The sequence below is a fragment of the Pseudomonas putida genome (genome assembly GCF_028682475.1).
Classification (GTDB): Bacteria; Pseudomonadota; Gammaproteobacteria; order Pseudomonadales; family Pseudomonadaceae; genus Aquipseudomonas; species Aquipseudomonas putida_AG.
On sequence record NZ_JANHLE010000037.1, the window covers coordinates 1 to 18251 of the forward strand.

The following is an 18251-nucleotide window of genomic DNA, read 5'->3' on the forward strand; positions in this document are numbered from 1 at the left end:
TCGGTAATCTTTGGTGTCTGTTCTGCCCTCATCAAGGGCCGGGCCCATGATATGGTTTCCCTCTGTCCGCACAGCCTCAAGGATGTCCAATGCCGCACGCAAACCCACTCCTTCCGGGATTCATGGTGGTCCACGGCAATCGCCTGGACGAACTGCGCAGCCTGGTGGTGAGCTGGATGCGCCTGCATCCTCTGGCACCTCTGGAAAATGAAATAGTCCTGGTGCAAAGCAACGGCATCGCCCAATGGCTCAAACTGGCCCTGGCCGAAGACCCTGAAGACGACGACCAGGGTGGTTGTGGCATTGCCGCTGCTATCGAGGTGCAACTGCCCGGCAGCTTCATGTGGCAGTTGTACCGGCGTGTGCTGGGACGCGACGAAATCCCGGAAGTGTCCCTGCTCGACAAGGCCCCGCTGACCTGGCGCTTGATGCGCTTGCTCCCCGAAGTCATCGACAAACCTCACTTCGAGCCCCTGCAGCGCTTTCTCACCGACGACACCGACCTGCGCAAGCGCTACCAGCTGGCCGAGCGCCTGGCCGACCTGTTTGACCAATACCAGGTCTACCGTGCCGACTGGCTCAAGGACTGGGCTGCCGGACGCCATGTATTGAACACCGCCCGCGGCGACGCCAAGCCGTTGCCCCCGGCCAATTGCTGGCAAGCCGAATTGTGGCGTGCGCTGTTGCTGGATGTCGGTGAGGAAGGCATGGCCCAGAGTCGTGCCGGGGTGCATCAGCGTTTTATCGAGCGGATCAACAGCCTCGAGCAGGCACCTGCCGGGCTCCCTTCCCGGGTGATCGTCTTCGGTATTTCTTCCTTGCCTGCCCAGGCGCTGGAAGCTCTGGCCGGCCTGGCCCGTTTTAGCCAGGTACTGCTCTGTGTGCACAACCCCTGCCGTCATCACTGGGCGGATATCGTTGCCGACAAGGACCTGCTGCGCCACCAGTACAAGCGCCAGCAACGCAAGCAAGGCATGCCCAGTTTGATCGATGCGCAATCCCTGCATCAGCACGCGCACCCGCTGTTGGCTGCCTGGGGCAAGCAGGGCCGTGACTACATCAACCTGCTCGACAGTTACGATGATCCCGGTAGTTACCGCACAGCGTTCACCGACGGGCGCATTGACCTGTTCAGCGAAAGTCAGCCGCAAAACCTGCTCAATCAACTGCAGGACGACATTCTTGAATTGCGTCCGCTGGCCGAGACCCGCGAATTGTGGCCGGCAGTCGACCCGGGCAAGGATCGCTCGGTACGCTTCCATGTCGCCCACAGCCCGCAGCGCGAAGTGGAGATCCTGCACGACCAGTTGCTCGCCCGCTTCAGCGCCGATCCACACCTGCGCCCGCGGGACGTGATTGTCATGCTCCCGGACATCAACACCTACGCCCCGCATATACGCGCGGTGTTTGGCCAGTTGGGCCGCGATGACCCACGCTTCATTCCCTTCACCCTGACCGACCAAGGCCAGCGTGGCCGCGATCCGCTGCTGATTGCTCTGGAGCATCTGCTGAAATTGCCGGACAGCCGTTTCGCGGTCAGCGAGATTCTCGACCTGCTCGATGTGCCGGCCTTGCGCGCCCGCTTCGCCATCAAGGAAAGCGACCTGCCGACCCTGCACCGCTGGATCGAAGGTGCCGGTATCCGCTGGGGCCTGAACGCCGAACAGCGCGCGAGCCTGGGCTTGCCGGCTGATCTGGAACAGAACAGCTGGCGATTTGGCCTGCGGCGCATGCTGCTTGGCTATGCCGTGGGTGTCGGCGAAGGTTGCGACGGGATCGAGCCGTTCGACGAAATCGGCGGCCTGGACGCCGCATTGATCGGTCCGCTGGTGGCCTTGCTCGACGCCTTGGAAGTCGCCTATCAACAGCTGTCCAGGGCGGCGACCGCCGCGCAATGGGGCGAGCGTCTGCATGCGCTGCTGCAGGTGTTCTTCCTCGCCGAAACCGAGCACGACGACTACCTGCTGGTACAGCTGCAGACCTTGCGCGAGACCTGGTTGCAGACCTGTGAGTCGGTCGCGCTCGAAGATCTGCTGCCGCTGACCGTGGTCCGTGAAGCCTGGCTGGCCGGGCTCGATCAAGGACGTCTGTCGCAACGGTTCCTGGCCGGCTCGGTGAATTTCTGCACCCTGATGCCCATGCGTGCGATCCCCTTCAAGGTGGTCTGCCTGCTGGGCATGAACGATGGCGATTACCCGCGCGCGCAACCGCCGCTGGATTTCGACCTTATGGGCAGCGACTACCGCCCCGGTGATCGCTCACGTCGCGAGGATGATCGCTACCTGCTGCTTGAAGCGTTGCTCTCGGCGCGCGACCAGTTGTATGTCAGCTGGGTCGGCCGCAGCATTCGTGACAACAGCGAACGTCCTGCCTCGGTGCTGGTCGGGCAGTTACGTGATCATCTCGCCGGCGGTTGGCGGCTGGCGGCTGCCAAGGAGCGTGACAAGCTCGATGCCGGCGAACAGTTGCTGCGTGCCCTGACCGTTGAACACCCGTTGCAGCCCTTCAGTGCCCGCTACTTCCACAAGGGCAGCAGCCTGTTCAGCTACGCCCGCGAATGGCGAACGCTGCACCTGCCAGCCGAGGCGCAAGCCAAGGCCGAGGATGACCTGCCGCCTTACAGCAGCGATGAAGCCTTGAGTCTGACCTTGCTGCAGGATTTCCTCCGCCATCCGGTGCGGCACTTCTTCAGTCAGCGTCTGAAGGTGTTCTTCGAGGCGGTGCAAGCGCCGCTGGCCGATGAAGAACCCTTCGTGCTCGACGCCTTGCAGCGCTACAGCCTCAGTGAAAGCCTGTTGTCTGCGGCGCTGGCAAGCCCCGACGATGCCAGCCAGGCACTTGGCACTCAGGCGCGGCGTCTGCAGGGCAGCGGCATGTTGCCATTGGCGGGGTTCGGCCAATGCCTGCAAGCTGAGTTGATCGAGCCATTACCGGATCTGCTGCAGCGCCATCAACAGTTGCTGCGCCAGTGGCCCAACGCCCTGGACAGTGCGTTACCGATCCGCTTCGAATACCGCCAGCTCAAACTTGAAGGCTGGCTAGGCCGGGTCTATCAGCGTGATGATCAATCCCTGCTGAGTATTACCACCTTGCCTAACGGCATCAGCAGCGGTCGCTCGCTGAAATGGCAGCGGCTGACCTCGACCTGGGTCATGCACCTGGCCGCCTGTGCCGTCGGCCTGCCGTTGCACAGTGCGGTGGTGGCCACGGATATCACCCTGTTGCTCGCTCCGATCGAGCAAGCGCGTGCCGCGGACATGCTCGGTGACCTGCTCCTGGCCCGTCAGGCAGGCATGAGTGCACCGCTGCCTGTGGCGACCAAGACCGCCTTCGCCTGGCTGGCCCAGAACGACCCCGATAAAGCGTTGGCTGCCGCGGCCAAGGCTTATGAAGGCGATGGCCAGAACAGTTTTGGCGAACGTAGCGAAAGCACCGCGCTGGCACGGCAGTTCAGCGATTTCGCGGCGTTGACGGCCAGTGAAGAGTTCGAGGGCTGGTGTGAAGCCTTGTACCGCCCGATGTTCGATGCGCCCTGGCAGACCTTGGGCAATGAAGAGGACGCCCAATGAGTTCCAATGCACCGCTGGCACTGACTTTTCCGCTGCACGGCAGTCAGTTGATCGAAGCCAGTGCCGGTACCGGCAAGACCTTCACCATCTCCGCCCTGTACCTGCGTCTGGTGCTTGGTCATGGCGGCGAGCAGGGCTTCGGCCGCGAACTGCTGCCACCTCAGGTGCTGGTGGTGACCTTCACCGATGCCGCCACCAAGGAGCTGCGTGAGCGCATCCGTACCCGCCTGGCGGAAGCGGCACGCTTCTTCCGTGGTGAACTGGATGACGCCGACCCGTTACTGCAGCAGCTGCGCGACGACTATCAACAAGACCTGTGGCCAGCGTGCGCCAATCGCCTGGATGTGGCCGCGCAATGGATGGACGAGGCGGCCGTCTCGACCATTCACAGCTGGTGTCAGCGCATGTTGCGCGAGCATGCGTTCGACAGTGGCAGCCTGTTTACCCAGACCCTGGAAACCGACCACAGTGAGTTGCTCGGTCAGGTCATGCGCGATTACTGGCGGCGCTTTTGCTACAGCATGCACGGCGATGCTCTGGCCTGGGTGCGCAGTCATTGGGTCAGCCCTGATGCACTACTGCCTCGGGTACGCGCGCTGTTTGGGCGGCAATATATCGAGAACAGCGCAGAAGAGCCGCAGGCACTGATCGATTCAGTGTTGCAACAGCGCGCCGAGCAGTTGCGCACGATCAAGGCGCCCTGGGCCCAGTGGTCCGGCGAACTGCTGCAGATCTGCCGTGAAGGGCTGGCTGCCAAGCAAGTGGACGGACGCAAGATGCAGGCGCGTTACTTCGAGCCCTGGTGTGAGAAGCTGGCCGTCTGGGCCGCAGATGAACTGGCGCTGGAACTTGATCTGGGCACCGGCTTCACCCGTCTGACCCGTGCCGGTATGGCTGAAGCCTGGAAAGGTGAACCACCGAGCCACCCGGCACTGCAGGCGATGGAAGGCCTGCAGGATCAACTGAAAGCCTTGCCGACACCTGATGCCTGCTTGCTGGAACACGCCGCCGCCTGGGTGGGGGCACGCTTTGAACAGGAAAAGCGCCGGCGGGCGGAAATGGGCTTTGACGACATGCTCCTGCGCCTCGATCATGCCCTGCACGGCGATGCCGGCGAGCGTCTGGCAGGCTTGATCCGTGAGCAGTTCCCGGTCGCCCTGATCGATGAATTCCAGGACACCGACCCGGTCCAGTACCGGATCTTTCAGCGCATCTACCGCATTGAAGAGAATGTTCAGGACACCGGCCTGTTCATGATCGGTGACCCCAAACAGGCGATCTATGCGTTCCGCGGCGCCGATATCTTTACGTACCTGGGCGCCCGTCGCGCCACCGCCGGGCGCCTGCACAGCCTGGACACCAACTACCGCTCCAGCCAGGCCATGGTCAGCGCGGTCAATCATGTATTCATGCAGGCCGAACTGCGTGAGCAGGGACGTGGCGCCTTCCTGTTTCGCGACGGTGATGACAACCCGGTGCCCTTTGTCGAGGTCAAAGCCAAAGACCGTAGTGAGCAGTTTCAGGTCGACGGACAGGCGCTCGCTGCCCTGAATCTGTGGCAGTTGCACAGCGACGAACCGGTCTCCACGGCGGTTTACCGTCAGCAGCTGGCCGCCAGCTGTGCCAGTCAGATTGTCGCGCTGCTCAATGGCGGAAAACAGGGCCGCAGCGGCTTTCTCCAGGCGGATCAGACGCTGCGTGGCTGTCTGCCTTCGGACATCGCCATCCTGGTGCGCGATGGTCGTGAAGCCCAATTGATTCGCGCCGAACTGGCGGCCCGCGATGTCCGCAGTGTGTACCTGTCCGACAAGGACTCGGTGTTTGCCGCCCAGGAAGCTCAGGACCTGCTGGCCTGGCTCAAGGCCTGTGCCGAGCCGGATGTCGAGCGTCTGCTGAAGGCGGCACTGGCGAGTATCACCCTGAACCTGCCGCTGTCGGCGCTGGAGCAGTTGAACCAGAACGAACGGGTGTGGGAACGCTGGGTCATGCAGTTCCGCCAGTACCGGCTGATCTGGCGCAGCCAGGGGGTGTTGCCGATGCTGCGCCGCTTGCTCCATGACTTTGACCTGCCGCAGGTGTTGATGACCCGCAGTGATGGTGAGCGCGTGCTGACCAACCTGTTGCACCTGGCCGAATTGCTGCAGCAGGCGGCCACCGAACTCGATGGCGAGCAAGCGCTGATCCGCCACCTCGGCGAGCATCTGGCCAGCGCCGGTCAGGCCGGTGAAGAGCAGATCCTGCGCCTGGAAAGCGATGAGCAACTGGTCAAGGTAGTGACCATCCACAAGTCCAAAGGCCTGGAATACCCGCTGGTGTTCCTGCCGTTCATCTGCACCAGCAAACCGGTGGATGGCCAGCGCTTGCCACTGGGCTGGCACGACAGCGATGGTCAGGCGCACCTGACCCTGACCCCGGATGCCGGGCAGATTGCGATGGCCGACGATGAGCGTCTGGCCGAAGATCTGCGTCTGCTCTACGTTGCCCTGACCCGCGCCCAGCACGCTTGCTGGCTGGGGGTTGCCGACCTCAAGCGTGGCACTGGCAAGACGTCGCTGCTGCACCGTTCGGCGCTGGGCTACCTGCTCGGCGGCGGCACGCCTTTAGCGGCTTCCAGTCAGTTGAGTGACTGGCTGCAGGCTTTGCAAGCGGGTTGCCCGGCGATTGCCAGCAACGCCATGCCTGAGGCCAACGAACAAAGCTATAGCGCACCCGCTAATCAGGCCGAGCTGCTGCCTGCGCGCCAGCCCAAACGCCGTGCGGCCGAGAACTGGTGGATCGCTTCCTACAGTGCACTGCGCATTGGCGAGGAGTCGCTGACCCTGGATGCTGACAGCTCACAAGCCCAGCAACTGCTCGATGACGAGCGCCCCGATCCGCAACAGCTGCGCGAAGTGATGCCTGGCAGCGGCGATATCCATCGTTTCCCTCGCGGTCCGAACCCTGGGACCTTCCTCCACGGCCTGCTCGAATGGGCGGGGCTTGAAGGTTTTGCCCAGGTGACGGTGAACGACGAAGCACTCAAGCGCACGGTTGGCCAGCGCTGCAACCGCCGCGACTGGACCGGCTGGATCGACACACTGAGCCACTGGTTGCAGCAGTTGCTGGTGCAACCCATGGCCCTGGCGCCGGACAGTCCACCCCTGGTCTTGAATCAGCTGAGTCAGTATCAGATCGAAATGGAGTTCTGGTTTGCCAGCCACAAGGTCGATGTCGGCCAGCTTGATCGCCTGGTGGCAGAACACACCCATCAAGGCGCTGCACGGGTTGCCGCCCAACCGGCTCAGCTCAACGGCATGTTCAAGGGCTTTATCGACCTTGCCTTTGAACATGACGGGCGCTACTACGTGGCCGACTACAAATCCAACTGGCTCGGCCCTGACGATCTGGCCTACAGCGAACTGGCCATGGAATCGGCGATCCTCAGTCACCGCTACGACCTGCAGTACGTGCTCTACCTGCTGGCCCTGCATCGCCAGCTCCGCGCACGGCTGGCGGATTACGACTACGACCAGCATGTCGGCGGCGCCGTGTTCATCTTTTTACGCGGTGTGCATTCGGCGTCCGGCGGTGTGTATTTCGTCAAGCCACCACGGGAATTGATCGAGCGCCTTGACGCACTGTTCCGTGGCTTCAGTGCACCGCAGCAACACGACCTGTTCCTGGGAGATACACCATGAGCCGTACCCTCGACGACCTGCTGCCGACGCCACTGGATGCCGGGCATCTGGCCGCACTTGAGCCCTTGAGTGACAGTGCCGACCTGCTGGCGTTGCTCGATCGTTGGGTCGAGCGTGGCTGGCTGCGCGCCCTGGACCGGGCCTTCGTCGGCTTTCTCGAAGAGCGCGACCCGGGAGGCGACCCATTGGTGCTACTGGCCGCAGCATTGGCCAGCCACCAGTTGGGTCATGGTCATGTCTGCCTGGATCTGGGTGAAACCCTGGCCGAACCTGACTTTGCCCTGTCGTTGCCGCCTGAGGGCGATGCCCTGGCGGGCCCTTTGTTGCTACCGTCGCAACTGCTTGAGCAACTGGCATTGAGTACCTGGTTACAGCGCCTGGCCAGCAGTCGCCTGGTCGCCAATGGTGCTTGCGTCGAAGAGGCTTCGCGGCCTTTGGTGCTCAGTGCTCGGCGTTTGTACTTGCGCCGTTACTGGGCCTATGAGCGGCAGATCGACAGTGCCTTGCGTCTACGTCTGGAGCAGGCCGAACCGGCCCCGACAGACCTGGCGGCGCGCCTGGCGCAACTGTTCGATGGAGGCAGCCAAGCGGGGCAGGTGGACTGGCAAAAGCTGGCTTGTGCCCTGGCTACCCGTGGCGCTTTCAGCATCATTACCGGCGGCCCAGGCACCGGCAAGACCACCACGGTGGTGCGCTTGCTGGCCTTGCTCCAGGCACCCGCCGTCGAGGCCGGGCGTCCATTGCGCATTCGCCTGGCGGCGCCTACTGGCAAGGCGGCGGCACGCTTGACCGAATCCATCGGTCAACAGGTTGAGCGCTTGGCGGTCGAAGCCCAGGTGCGCGAAAACATTCCCACCGATGTCTCGACGGTGCACCGTCTGCTGGGCAGCCGTCCGGGCTCGCGGCATTTTCGTCACCATGCGGGCAACCCCTTGCCCCTGGATGTGCTGGTGGTCGACGAAGCTTCGATGATTGACCTGGAAATGATGGCCAACTTGCTCGCCGCGCTACCGCCTCACGCCCGTCTGGTGTTGCTCGGAGACAAGGATCAACTGGCCTCGGTGGAGGCCGGCGCGGTGCTCGGTGACTTGTGCCGGGACGCCGAGGCTGGCCGTTATAGCGCCCAGACCCAGGCCTGGCTGGAGCAGGTCAGCGGTGAAACCCTGGCGGGTAGCGAACTGCTGGCGGGCACTGCCGAGCAGTATCCTCTGGCGCAGCAAGTGGTGATGCTGCGCTTTTCCCGGCGCTTCGGCGAGACCAGCGGCATTGGCCGGCTGGCGCGCCTGGTCAACCTGCAGGATGCCGAACAGGCACGGGCCCTGTTGCAACAGACACAGGATGACGTGTTCGGCCTGACCCTGCGCGGTGAGCAGGATCGTGCCCTCGACCGTTTGCTGCTCGATGGCCTTGGCCGTGGTAACGAGGGGCCTCAGGGGTATCGCAGCTATCTGCAGATCATCGGTCGGCAGCGTCCACCATTGACCACTGCGGTTGATGATCCACGCTGGGAAGCCTGGGCCATGGCGGTGTTACAGGGTTTTGAAACCTTCCAGCTGCTTTGCGCCGTACGTAAAGGCCCATGGGGCGTTGAAGGGCTGAACCAACGGGTCGGCCGGGTGTTGGGCGCTGCTGGCCTGATCGATGTCGAGCAACCTTGGTATGAGGGCCGGCCAGTCCTGATGACCCGCAACGACTACGGCCTGGGTCTGATGAACGGTGACATCGGCATTGCCTTGCGCCTGCCCGATGAGCAGCAACCCGGCCAGCAGGTGTTGCGGGTGGCCTTTGCTCGCAACGATGGCCGGGGCGGCGTGCGTTTTGTATTGCCCAGCCGTCTCAACGAGGTGGAAACCGTGTACGCCATGACCGTGCACAAATCCCAGGGCTCGGAGTTCACCCATACTGCCCTGGTGTTGCCCGATGCCTTGAACCCGGTGTTGACCAAGGAGTTGATCTACACCGGCATCACCCGGGCGAAAAGCTGCTTCACTTTGATCGAACCGCGCCACGGAGTGTTCGAAGACGCGGTGCGGCGCAAGGTCAAACGGATTTCCGGATTGATGCTGGAGCAGGTATGAAGGCGGCGATTCGGCCTTTCACCGGATGGGCAGCGGCCTGCTCCCTCGCTGGGAAATCGGCCACTGTGCTATCGTTGCGACATTATCCCGCTAGTTTGTAAGAGATTTCCTTGATGACAGTGGCCGCCCCGACATCGGGACGTATGACGCGTCGGGGGCGCTCGCTGATGGCTGCGTTGCCGCTGCTGTTCGGCGCGCTGGCCTCTGCCGAAACCAAACCGACCCCGACCCTGGCCGAGCAGCGGGCCACTGCCGTGACGCAGGTGGTCCAGGGTATTCTCAGCTACGCCCGCTGGCCGGTGGAGCCGGCGCAGTTGCGTTTGTGTCTGGTCGGTCCCACCGAATACGCCGATGATCTGGTCAAAGGCACCACGCAAGCCACTGGCCGGCCGGTAGTGGTGCGGCGCTTGCTGGCCGGTGACCCGCGTATCGCCAATGAGTGCGACGCGATCTATCTGGGCCAGTTGAACCCGGACGAACGCAATCAGTTGTTCAGCGCTGTCAGTGGTCATCCGATATTGAGCATCAGCGAAGCCGGCGACCCCTGCACAGTGGGCAGTGTGTTTTGCCTGCGGGTCAGTGACCGTCAGGTGGCGTTCGAGGTCAACCTTGATTCGGTAGCCCGCAGCGGCGTGCGCATCCATCCCTCGGTGCTGCAGTTGTCGCGGCGACGGGCGACACAGCCATGATCGGCTTTGGCTGGGGGCGTCAGCGTCCGACCCTGCGCGCAGTGCTGGGGCGTCGCCACTTGAGCGTGGCCTTGCTGGCGGTGGGCCTGGCCGGTGTTGCCCTGACCGTGCTGGGCGTGCTGGCGCTGCGGGTTTATGCCAATCACAACCTGCACCTGATCGCCCGCTCGATCAACTACACCGTTGAAGCTGCCGTGGTCTTCAACGACAGCAGCGCAGCCAATGAGGCCCTGGCCCTGATTGCCTCCACCGAAGAGGTGGCCGACGTCAAAGTGTTCGACGACAGCAACCAGTTGCTCGCCCGTTGGCAGCGCAGTAATGACAGCTTGCTCGCACAGATGGAGCAGCAGATGGCTCGCAGCCTGTTGGCGGAGCCGATCGTCATGCCGGTGCTGCATCAGGGCCAGCAGGTTGGTCATATCGAGTTGGTGGGGCAGGGCGGCAGCCTGGTGCGCTTTCTGCTCAGTGGCCTGGCGGGCATCCTCCTCTGTACCGTGCTCAGCGCCGTCGGCGCCTTGTACCTGTCGCGGCGGATGTTCGGTGATATCGTCGGCCCGTTGCGCAGCCTGGCCGCAGTGGCTCACGCCGCGCGGCGTGAACGCAGCTTCGACCGCCGTGTGCCTGAGGCGCAGATCGCCGAGCTCAACGAGCTGGGCAATGACTTCAATGCCTTGCTCGACGAACTGGAAAGTTGGCAAAGCCATCTGCAGAGCGAGAACGAAAGCCTCGCCCATCAGGCCAGTCATGACAGTCTGACCGGCTTACCCAATCGGGCCTTTTTCGAAGGCAGGCTCAGCCGCACGCTGCGTAATGCCAGCAAGTATCGGGAACACATGGCGCTGCTGTTTCTTGACAGTGACAATTTCAAGGACATCAACGACAGCCATGGCCATGCGGCCGGCGATGAAGTACTGGTCAGTGTCGCCACCCGCGTGCGCGCGCAGCTGCGCGAGCATGACCTGGTAGCGCGCCTGGGTGGTGACGAATTTGCCGTGTTGCTCACCCCTCTGCACAGCCGCGAGGATGCCCAGCGCATTGCCGAGAAAATCATTGCCAGCATGCGTCTGCCTGTTCGTCTGGGGCAAGGGCAGAGCGTCGTCACGTCGCTGAGTGTCGGTATCGCGTTCTTCCCGGATGACGGTCTGACGCCGTCGGATTTGTTGAGTGCCGCTGATGCGGCGATGTACCAGGCCAAGCGCAATACCCGTGGCCAGTGGCAAACGGCAGAGACGGAACGCTCTGCCAATCATGTAAAAAACAGGAGCTGAACCGTGACACACCTGAGTCGATACCTGCGTTTTCACTTTGCCTGGCTGGCGCTGATGCTGCTGGCCCTGAGCGGTTGCCAAAGCGTGCCGCCCAAAGGCCTGACGGCTGAACAGATTGCCCTGCTCAAGCAGGAAGGTTTCCGTTTGACCGACGAAGGCTGGGAGTTCGGCCTGTCGGGCAAGGTGCTGTTCGGCAGTGACCTGGACGCGCTCAACAGTGAAAGTCAGGCGATTGTCGAGCGGGTCGGCAAGTCACTGCTGTCGGTGGATATCCAGCGGGTGCGGGTGGACGGGCATACCGATGCTTCGGGCAGAGTCGCCTATAACGAGCAGCTGTCGCTGCGCCGGGCCAAGAGCGTGGCCAACGCCCTGACCGCCGTCGGCATGCGCCCGGAGAACGTCGAAACCCGCGGGCTGGGCAGCCGCGAGCCGGTGGCCAGCAATGACACCCGCGCCGGGCGCATGGAAAACCGCCGGGTGGCTATCGTGGTCGCGTCCGACTGATCGGCGAAGCCCATCGTGCGTGATTCACTCATCAACAGGGGCGAGTTGCGCTCGGTTAAATCCAAATCTGAGGCGCTCTCTCTAACGGTGGAACCAGGGCAGGGCTAATTCTACAAATCTAGTTTTGTGGAGCAGCCCCTAGAAGGTATTTAGCTAGGCGCACCGTACCATTCCCCAGTTTTTGATGGCATCGCTTACTCGCCTTTGAAACCGGGCAAGCCATTAGCAGCGCGCCATTCTTTCACTGTCTGGGTGATGCCTTCGTTTGAGTTGTCCGCACCATCCTCAGGATAGTAAATGAGGTCAGAACCCGCTGGATGCTCCGTGATGCGTTCGAACTCCTCCAGTAGCGGATCAAGAACTTCATCAGACGCGTGTTTATTTGCCTCCCGTATCTCTCGCATGAACTGGATGAACTCGGCTTCTGTGTAGTCAGAGAAGTGGTTTTTCATGGATTTATGTTCCGGTGAAGATCAATACGGTTTTTTGAAGTGTTTACTCGGAGCATAGGCCGGGGATGTCTACCTTTCCGGGGGCAGTCCAGTCACATCTGCTCCCTGGCACTGGTCATCAGTCACCTTTGAATCCCGGCAAGCCATTAGCAGCGCGCCATTCTTTTACAATCTGCGTCACGCCCTCAGGGGAGCTATCTGCTCCCTGCTCTGGGTAGTAGATCAAGTCTGACCCTGCCGGGTGTTCGCTTACCTTCTCGAAGTGCAACAAAAGCAAGTCTGCACGATCATCGTTTTCGGCTTGTTCGTCTTCCTTGGCGAGTTCTTGCAGCAGCTTGATGAACTCCGCTTCGGTGTACTCAGAGAAGCTGTTTTTCAGTAGTGTATCCGTCATGTTTGGCCTATTCGTTCCGGTGAAGATCGATGTGGTTTTTCGGTGTGTTAACTCGCAGGTTATCCACGTCGTACACGCCACCGCCTTCTGATACTTTTTCGAGGTGGTGAAGCTCGTAAGACAATCTGCCTCCGACTCTATCGGCTTTTCGAACACGCGGAGCCCGACCTGTACGCATACGACCAACACTTTGTTTGACGAACTGATCCGCTGCTGCTGATCCTGAGACAGCTTTCCAAAGTGCGGCTCTGAATGTGTCGAAGCTTTTGAATTCACGTCCCCTCAATGCGTCCGCCACGTCCATAGGTATCGGAACTCCCACTCCCGAACTCGCCCCGACAAGCCAGATACCAACCACATCCTCGCCTTGACCTGTTACTGTTCCGGGGGTCTTGCGAACATTCATCACGATGTACAACGGCTGCACACCGGAGTCGGCCGGGAACACAAGGATGAAGTCCTTGTACTCAGGCGGATAGATCGGGTTGACGATGATGTTATCAGCCTGCTCCGTAGGCGGATAAATCCAGATATGCGGGGCTTGTGGAGCACCTTCTAGCGGTGGAATTCCCGACGTGCTGGAAGGGCCAGCGGCAGGCGTCCATATCAAGGTTACGCCGTCGCCAAAGTCAGCCACTTGCTGGGAGCCTTGAGCAGCGAACTTCACTACGGGGATCATTTCCCAGTCGCGGTGCTTCTGGGTGTTGTACCCGTATCCCTTCAAGGTGCCGTCTGCCTGCTGTTCGACATGTATACGAACACGTGTGCGGGCTTTTTCAAGTGATTGAAGCTGCTCCTCTGTGTACAGGCTGCTATCGCCCAGACTAGAAGGCCACAGCAATGCAACAAAGCCAGTCAAAGCACCAGCAGCTACGCCAGCAGTGAGCACTCCAGCAGAAGCACCCGCACCCGTTGCAGCACTCCCACTGGCAGCAGCAACGCCAGCAGTGCACAAACCACCGCAAGACGCTCCAGCCGTCGCAGCAGCTCCACCCAATACAAGCGTTCCCAGCGTTGCCGGTATTGCACCGCTGACTTTCTTAAGGGGAATGTTCCCTTGTACATCCGTTTCACGGCCACCAAGAATGGCGAACTCGCCGTAGTTCCGCACCATCTCGACCGGGACAAATCCGCCTGGTTTCTGGTGATCGATTATGCCGTCAGGAAGATCGCAGCTCTTGGCGAAGACGCATCCGGTTAGCCTGATTTCCTCCCGCTTCTTGATAGCCCTGCTACGTGCCTCGGCTGCCTGCTCGTTCCTTTCGTTCGCCGCCACTGCTCTATCCCAAGCCGCCTGTGCTGCCTTTACCGCCTCGGCATGTAGCTTATTGTCATCTTGCCCACTTACCCCCAGATAATTTGGGAAAAGGTTTTTAATCGGCATAACATCCCCTGTACAAACTGACGATCCATGTTTCGCGATCTAAGTGTGACAGGACGCTACCTCATGCTCGCCTGGCATGCTTGTAGGACAATTCTCAAATACCATACTGAATGTTCATTTGTTGTGGCTGGCATTTGCCCGCTCAGTAGCGGTGCGGGTTTGAAAGTAGGTGTCACAAGTTGGGTGTCCAGCGCTGGAGCTGCTGACCTCGTTAGGATTCCCCTACCTGATGCCTTGAAGAACTGTCAGTCGGAGAACAGCATTTTCCGACTGCCACCCATCAACAAGTGCTGATTCAGCTCGGTGACCTCGCGGATGTAATCCCACAACAAGGTAATCCGCTTCAACTTGCGCAAATCCTCGCGGCAGTACATCCAGAACTGCCGGGTAATCTCCACCTCTTCAGGCAGAATCGCCACCAGGCGCGGATCCTGCGCGGCCAGAAAGCACGGCAGAATCGCCAGCCCGCGACCCTGCTGAGCCGCCACGTACTGGGCGATCACACTGGTACTGCGCAAGTTGGCGCTGGCCGCCGGGATCAGGTTGGCCAGGTACAGCAGCTCTGAACTGAAGGCCAGGTCGTCGACATAACTGATGAACTGATGACGCGCCAGGTCGCTGCTGCGGGTGATCGGTTCGTGGCTGTCCAGGTACTCCTGGGTGGCGTACAGGCGCAGGCGGTAGTCGCACAGTTTGCAGCACACGTACGGGCCATGTTCCGGGCGCTCCAGGGCGATGACGATGTCCGCTTCGCGCTTGGACAGGCTGATGAAGTGCGGCAGCGGCAGGATGTCCACGGAGATGGCCGGATAGGCATCGACAAAGCGGCTCAGCTGCGGGGTGATGAAGAAGCTGCCAAAGCCCTCGGTGCAGCCCATGCGCACATGCCCGGAAAGCGCCACGCCGGAGCCTGAAACCTGCTCGCAGGCCATGTGCAGGGTGCTTTCGATCGACTCGGCATAACTGAGCAGGCGCTGGCCTTCGGCGGTCAGGATAAAGCCGTTGGTCCGCGACTTTTCGAACAGCAAGGTGCCCAGCGCCAGCTCCAGCGAGCTGATCCGCCGCGACACCGTGGTGTAGTCCACCCCCAGGCGTTTGGCCGCGCTGCTGGCCTTGCGGGTACGGGCCACCTCAAGAAAAAACTTCAGGTCATCCCAGTTCAATGCGCCCAGCGAGGTGATGTTTTTTTGCATGTTGGTCCGGCTTTTATGTGCGTTTTTATTGGATCTTTGCACATCTATACTCCAAAACAAGCCCTAGACCCAAGCGTCCGTCGAGGCTACCCCGGCGACGTCGATCTCTCCCTAACAACAATTTCAGGAGAACGCACATGAACGCATCCCTTACTCCCGGCCAGACCAAGGTCGAGCAGGTCAAGCTGCTGATTGACGGCCAGTGGGTCGAATCGAAAACCAGCGAATGGCGCGACGTGGTCAACCCGGCCACCCAGGAAGTACTCGCCCGCGTGCCGTTCGCTACAGCTGAAGAAGTTGATGCGGCCATTGCCGCCGGTCAACGTGCCTTCGCAACCTGGCGCGACACCCCGATCGGCGCGCGCATGCGCATCATGCTCAAGCTGCAAGCGCTGATCCGTGAACACTCCAAGCGCATCGCCGTGGTCCTCAGCGCCGAGCAGGGCAAGACCATTGCCGACGCCGAAGGCGATATCTTCCGCGGCCTGGAAGTGGTCGAGCATGCGTGCAGCATCGGCAGCCTGAAGATGGGCGAGTTCGCCGAGAACGTCGCCAGTGGTGTCGATACCTACACCCTGCGCCAACCAATCGGCGTCTGCGCCGGTATCACTCCGTTCAACTTCCCGGCGATGATCCCGCTGTGGATGTTCCCGATGGCCATCGTCTGCGGCAACACCTTCGTGCTCAAGCCGTCCGAGCAGGATCCGCTGTCGACCATGATGCTGGTGGAGCTGGCGCTGGAAGCCGGTGTGCCGGCCGGTGTACTGAACGTCGTACACGGTGGCAAGCAGGTGGTCGATGCCCTGTGCACGCACCCGGACATCAAGGCGATTTCCTTTGTCGGTTCCACCGAAGTCGGCACCCACGTCTACAACCTCGCCGGTCAGCATGGCAAGCGCGTGCAGTCGATGATGGGCGCCAAGAACCATGCGGTGGTGCTGCCGGATGCCAACCGTACCCAGACCCTCAATGCCCTGGTCGGTGCCGGCTTCGGCGCGGCTGGTCAGCGTTGCATGGCCACTTCGGTGGCGGTGCTGGTGGGCAAGGCGCGCGAGTGGCTGCCGGAGCTCAAAGCGCTGGCGGCCAACCTCAAGGTCAACGCCGGTAATGAGCCGGGCACCGATGTCGGCCCGCTGATTTCCAAGCGCGCCAAGGAGCGTGTGCTGGGCCTGATCGAAAGCGGGATCAAGGAAGGCGCCAAGCTTGAACTCGATGGCCGCGATGTCAGCGTGCCAGGCTACGAGCAAGGCAACTTCGTTGGCCCGACCCTGTTCTCCGGGGTGACCACCGACATGCAGATCTACACCCAGGAAATTTTCGGCCCGGTGCTGGTGGTGCTGGAAGTCGATACTCTTGACGAGGCCATCGCCCTGGTCAACCGCAACCCCTTCGGTAACGGCACCGGCCTGTTCACCCAGAGTGGCGCTGCGGCGCGCAAGTTCCAGAACGAAATCGATGTCGGTCAGGTCGGCATCAACATTCCGATTCCGGTACCGGTTCCGTTCTTCAGCTTCACCGGTTCCCGTGGCTCCAAGCTCGGTGATCTGGGCCCGTACGGCAAGCAAGTGGTGCAGTTCTACACGCAGACCAAGACCGTCACCAGCCGCTGGTTCGATGACGACAGCGTCAACGACGGTGTGAACACCACCATCAGCCTGCGCTAAGGAGTTGATCATGCGTATTGCATTTATCGGTCTGGGCAACATGGGCGCGCCGATGGCGCGCAACCTGATCAAGGCCGGGCATCAACTGAGTCTGTTCGACCTGAATAAAACCGTACTGGCCGAGCTGGCCGAACTCGGTGGGCAGATCAGCACTTCACCGCGCGATGCGGCGCAGAACAGCGACATGGTCATCACCATGCTGCCGGCTGCCGCCCATGTGCGCGGTGTGTACCTGAACGAAGACGGTGTGCTGGCGGGTGTGCGCGCTGGTACGCCAGTGGTCGACTGCAGCACGATTGATCCGCAGACCGCCCGTGAGGTCTCGGCAGCGGCGGCGAAGCAAGGCGTGGACCTGGCCGATGCGCCAGTGTCCGGCGGCACCGGGGGGGCGGCGGCGGGCACCCTGACGTTCATGGTCGGCGCCAGCGATGAACTGTTCGCCACATTGCAGCCAGTGCTGGCGCAGATGGGCCGCAACATCGTGCATTGCGGTGCGGTGGGCACCGGGCAGATTGCCAAGATCTGCAACAACCTGCTGCTGGGCATCTCGATGATCGGTGTGTCGGAAGCCATGGCCCTGGGCAATGCCCTGGGCATCGACACCAAAGTGCTGGCAGGCGTCATCAACAGCTCCACCGGGCGTTGCTGGAGTTCGGATACCTACAACCCGTGGCCGGGCATCATCGAAACCGCTCCGGCCTCGCGGGGCTACACCGGCGGCTTTGGTGCCGAACTGATGCTCAAGGACCTGGGCCTGGCAACCGAGGCGGCGCGTCAGGCGCACCAGCCGGTGATCCTCGGTGCCGTGGCGCAACAGCTGTACCAGGCGATGAGCCTGCGCGGTGACGGTGGCAAGGATTTCTCGGCGATTGTCGAAGGCTATCGCAAGCCCGAGTAAACGTGCATCGCCAGCAAGGCTGGCTCCCACAGGTACTGCGCACACCTGATTCTGTGGGAGCTGGCCTTGCCAGCGATAAGCTGCGACGCAGGTCAGGCAAAAACGAAGTACTTGCGCACCGTCTCCACCACCTCCCAGGTGCCCTTCATCCCCGGTTCGATGACGAACACGTCACCCGCTTTCAGATGCACCGGCTGCTCACCTTCAGGGGTGATCACGCAGTAGCCGTCGAGGAAATGGCAGTACTCCCATTTCTCGTAATTCACTTCGAACTTGCCCGGAGTACAGATCCAGGTGCCCATGATCTTGCTGCCATCCTCGGACAGGTAGGCATTGAGGTTCACCGTGTGCGGGTCGCCGCCGATTCGCTTCCACTTGGTTGCGTTCAGCACGGGAGTAGGGCAGGTGTCGCGTAGAACGGTGATGAAGTCGGACATGTCAGCTCCAGATGATCGGATCAGAGGTCCGTCACCATAGGTCC

Annotated in this window: 13 protein-coding genes; 8 read left to right on the forward strand and 5 right to left on the reverse strand. The window is 61.5% G+C overall.

Going from position 1 to position 18251, the window contains the following annotated elements:
* Window positions 1-89 precede the first annotated feature (89 nt).
* The 6 genes from recC (at window position 90) to NPS47_RS22755 (ending at window position 11785) form a co-directional block, all read left to right on the forward strand.
* A complete protein-coding gene (gene recC / locus NPS47_RS22730; RefSeq protein ID WP_274297005.1) occupies window positions 90-3569 on the forward strand; it encodes an exodeoxyribonuclease V subunit gamma in 3480 nt (1159 codons plus the stop codon).
* Complete coding sequence (recB, locus tag NPS47_RS22735; RefSeq protein ID WP_274297006.1) at window positions 3566-7246, forward strand: exodeoxyribonuclease V subunit beta; 3681 nt, start codon at window positions 3566-3568, stop codon at window positions 7244-7246. Before recC ends, recB begins: the two co-directional genes overlap by 4 nt.
* The gene (gene recD / locus NPS47_RS22740; protein WP_274297007.1) at window positions 7243-9324 is read left to right on the forward strand and encodes an exodeoxyribonuclease V subunit alpha; all 2082 of its coding nucleotides are present in this window, start codon (window positions 7243-7245) and stop codon (window positions 9322-9324) included. The genes recB and recD overlap by 4 nt, the downstream gene beginning before the upstream one ends.
* Before the next feature lie 113 nt (window positions 9325-9437).
* Window positions 9438-10013, forward strand: coding sequence for a YfiR family protein (locus NPS47_RS22745; protein ID WP_425313545.1), 576 nt, complete (start codon window positions 9438-9440; stop codon window positions 10011-10013).
* Window positions 10010-11281 (forward strand): diguanylate cyclase domain-containing protein, encoded by a 1272-nt coding sequence (locus NPS47_RS22750; protein WP_274297009.1) that lies wholly within the window; start codon window positions 10010-10012, stop codon window positions 11279-11281. Before NPS47_RS22745 ends, NPS47_RS22750 begins: the two co-directional genes overlap by 4 nt.
* 54 nt (window positions 11282-11335) lie before the next feature.
* A complete protein-coding gene (locus NPS47_RS22755) occupies window positions 11336-11785 on the forward strand; it encodes an OmpA family protein (protein WP_274297044.1) in 450 nt (149 codons plus the stop codon).
* A gap of 194 nt (window positions 11786-11979) precedes the next feature.
* Here NPS47_RS22755 and NPS47_RS22760 read toward each other — a convergent pair whose 3' ends face one another.
* The 4 genes from NPS47_RS22760 to NPS47_RS22775 all read right to left on the reverse strand — a co-directional run bounded on the left by NPS47_RS22760 (window position 11980) and on the right by NPS47_RS22775 (window position 15208).
* The gene (locus NPS47_RS22760; protein WP_274297010.1) at window positions 11980-12237 is read right to left on the reverse strand and encodes a bacteriocin immunity protein; all 258 of its coding nucleotides are present in this window, start codon (window positions 12235-12237) and stop codon (window positions 11980-11982) included.
* Between the two features lie 118 nt (window positions 12238-12355).
* On the reverse strand, window positions 12356-12631 hold the full coding sequence (locus tag NPS47_RS22765; RefSeq protein ID WP_274297011.1) for a bacteriocin immunity protein: 276 nt from the start codon (window positions 12629-12631) through the stop codon (window positions 12356-12358).
* Between the two features lie 7 nt (window positions 12632-12638).
* Window positions 12639-14015 carry an S-type pyocin domain-containing protein gene (locus NPS47_RS22770; RefSeq protein ID WP_274297012.1) on the reverse strand — a complete coding sequence of 459 codons (1377 nt, stop codon included), beginning with the start codon at window positions 14013-14015 and terminating at the stop codon, window positions 12639-12641.
* Window positions 14016-14260: 245 nt separating this feature from the next.
* Window positions 14261-15208, reverse strand: coding sequence for a LysR family transcriptional regulator (locus NPS47_RS22775; protein ID WP_274297013.1), 948 nt, complete (start codon window positions 15206-15208; stop codon window positions 14261-14263).
* A 137-nt stretch (window positions 15209-15345) separates the two neighbouring features.
* Between NPS47_RS22775 and NPS47_RS22780 the strand changes: the two genes are divergently transcribed.
* Both NPS47_RS22780 and mmsB read left to right on the forward strand, forming a co-directional pair.
* The gene (locus NPS47_RS22780) at window positions 15346-16872 is read left to right on the forward strand and encodes a CoA-acylating methylmalonate-semialdehyde dehydrogenase (protein ID WP_274297014.1); all 1527 of its coding nucleotides are present in this window, start codon (window positions 15346-15348) and stop codon (window positions 16870-16872) included.
* Window positions 16873-16882: 10 nt separating this feature from the next.
* Window positions 16883-17770 carry a 3-hydroxyisobutyrate dehydrogenase gene (gene mmsB / locus NPS47_RS22785; protein ID WP_274297015.1) on the forward strand — a complete coding sequence of 296 codons (888 nt, stop codon included), beginning with the start codon at window positions 16883-16885 and terminating at the stop codon, window positions 17768-17770.
* Between the two features lie 92 nt (window positions 17771-17862).
* On the opposite strand, the gene NPS47_RS22790 is transcribed toward mmsB, so the two are convergent.
* Window positions 17863-18207 (reverse strand): cupin domain-containing protein, encoded by a 345-nt coding sequence (locus tag NPS47_RS22790; RefSeq protein ID WP_038614945.1) that lies wholly within the window; start codon window positions 18205-18207, stop codon window positions 17863-17865.
* Window positions 18208-18251: the final 44 nt, after the last annotated feature.

Excerpts from the sequence above, each read along its gene's own strand:
- NPS47_RS22790 (WP_038614945.1), bottom strand. The coding sequence starts at position 18,207 with ATGTCCGACTTCATCACCGTTCTACGCGACACCTGCCCTACTCCCGTG.
- recB (WP_274297006.1), top strand. The coding sequence starts at position 3,566 with ATGAGTTCCAATGCACCGCTGGCACTGACTTTTCCGCTGCACGGCAGT.
- NPS47_RS22780 (WP_274297014.1), top strand. The coding sequence starts at position 15,346 with ATGAACGCATCCCTTACTCCCGGCCAGACCAAGGTCGAGCAGGTCAAG.
- NPS47_RS22770 (WP_274297012.1), bottom strand. The coding sequence starts at position 14,015 with ATGCCGATTAAAAACCTTTTCCCAAATTATCTGGGGGTAAGTGGGCAA.
- NPS47_RS22775 (WP_274297013.1), bottom strand. The coding sequence starts at position 15,208 with ATGCAAAAAAACATCACCTCGCTGGGCGCATTGAACTGGGATGACCTG.
- NPS47_RS22765 (WP_274297011.1), bottom strand. The coding sequence starts at position 12,631 with ATGACGGATACACTACTGAAAAACAGCTTCTCTGAGTACACCGAAGCG.
- recD (WP_274297007.1), top strand. The coding sequence starts at position 7,243 with ATGAGCCGTACCCTCGACGACCTGCTGCCGACGCCACTGGATGCCGGG.
- mmsB (WP_274297015.1), top strand. The coding sequence starts at position 16,883 with ATGCGTATTGCATTTATCGGTCTGGGCAACATGGGCGCGCCGATGGCG.
- NPS47_RS22750 (WP_274297009.1), top strand. The coding sequence starts at position 10,010 with ATGATCGGCTTTGGCTGGGGGCGTCAGCGTCCGACCCTGCGCGCAGTG.
- NPS47_RS22760 (WP_274297010.1), bottom strand. The coding sequence starts at position 12,237 with ATGAAAAACCACTTCTCTGACTACACAGAAGCCGAGTTCATCCAGTTC.
- NPS47_RS22745 (WP_425313545.1), top strand. The coding sequence starts at position 9,438 with ATGACAGTGGCCGCCCCGACATCGGGACGTATGACGCGTCGGGGGCGC.
- recC (WP_274297005.1), top strand. The coding sequence starts at position 90 with ATGCCGCACGCAAACCCACTCCTTCCGGGATTCATGGTGGTCCACGGC.
- NPS47_RS22755 (WP_274297044.1), top strand. The coding sequence starts at position 11,336 with ATGCTGCTGGCCCTGAGCGGTTGCCAAAGCGTGCCGCCCAAAGGCCTG.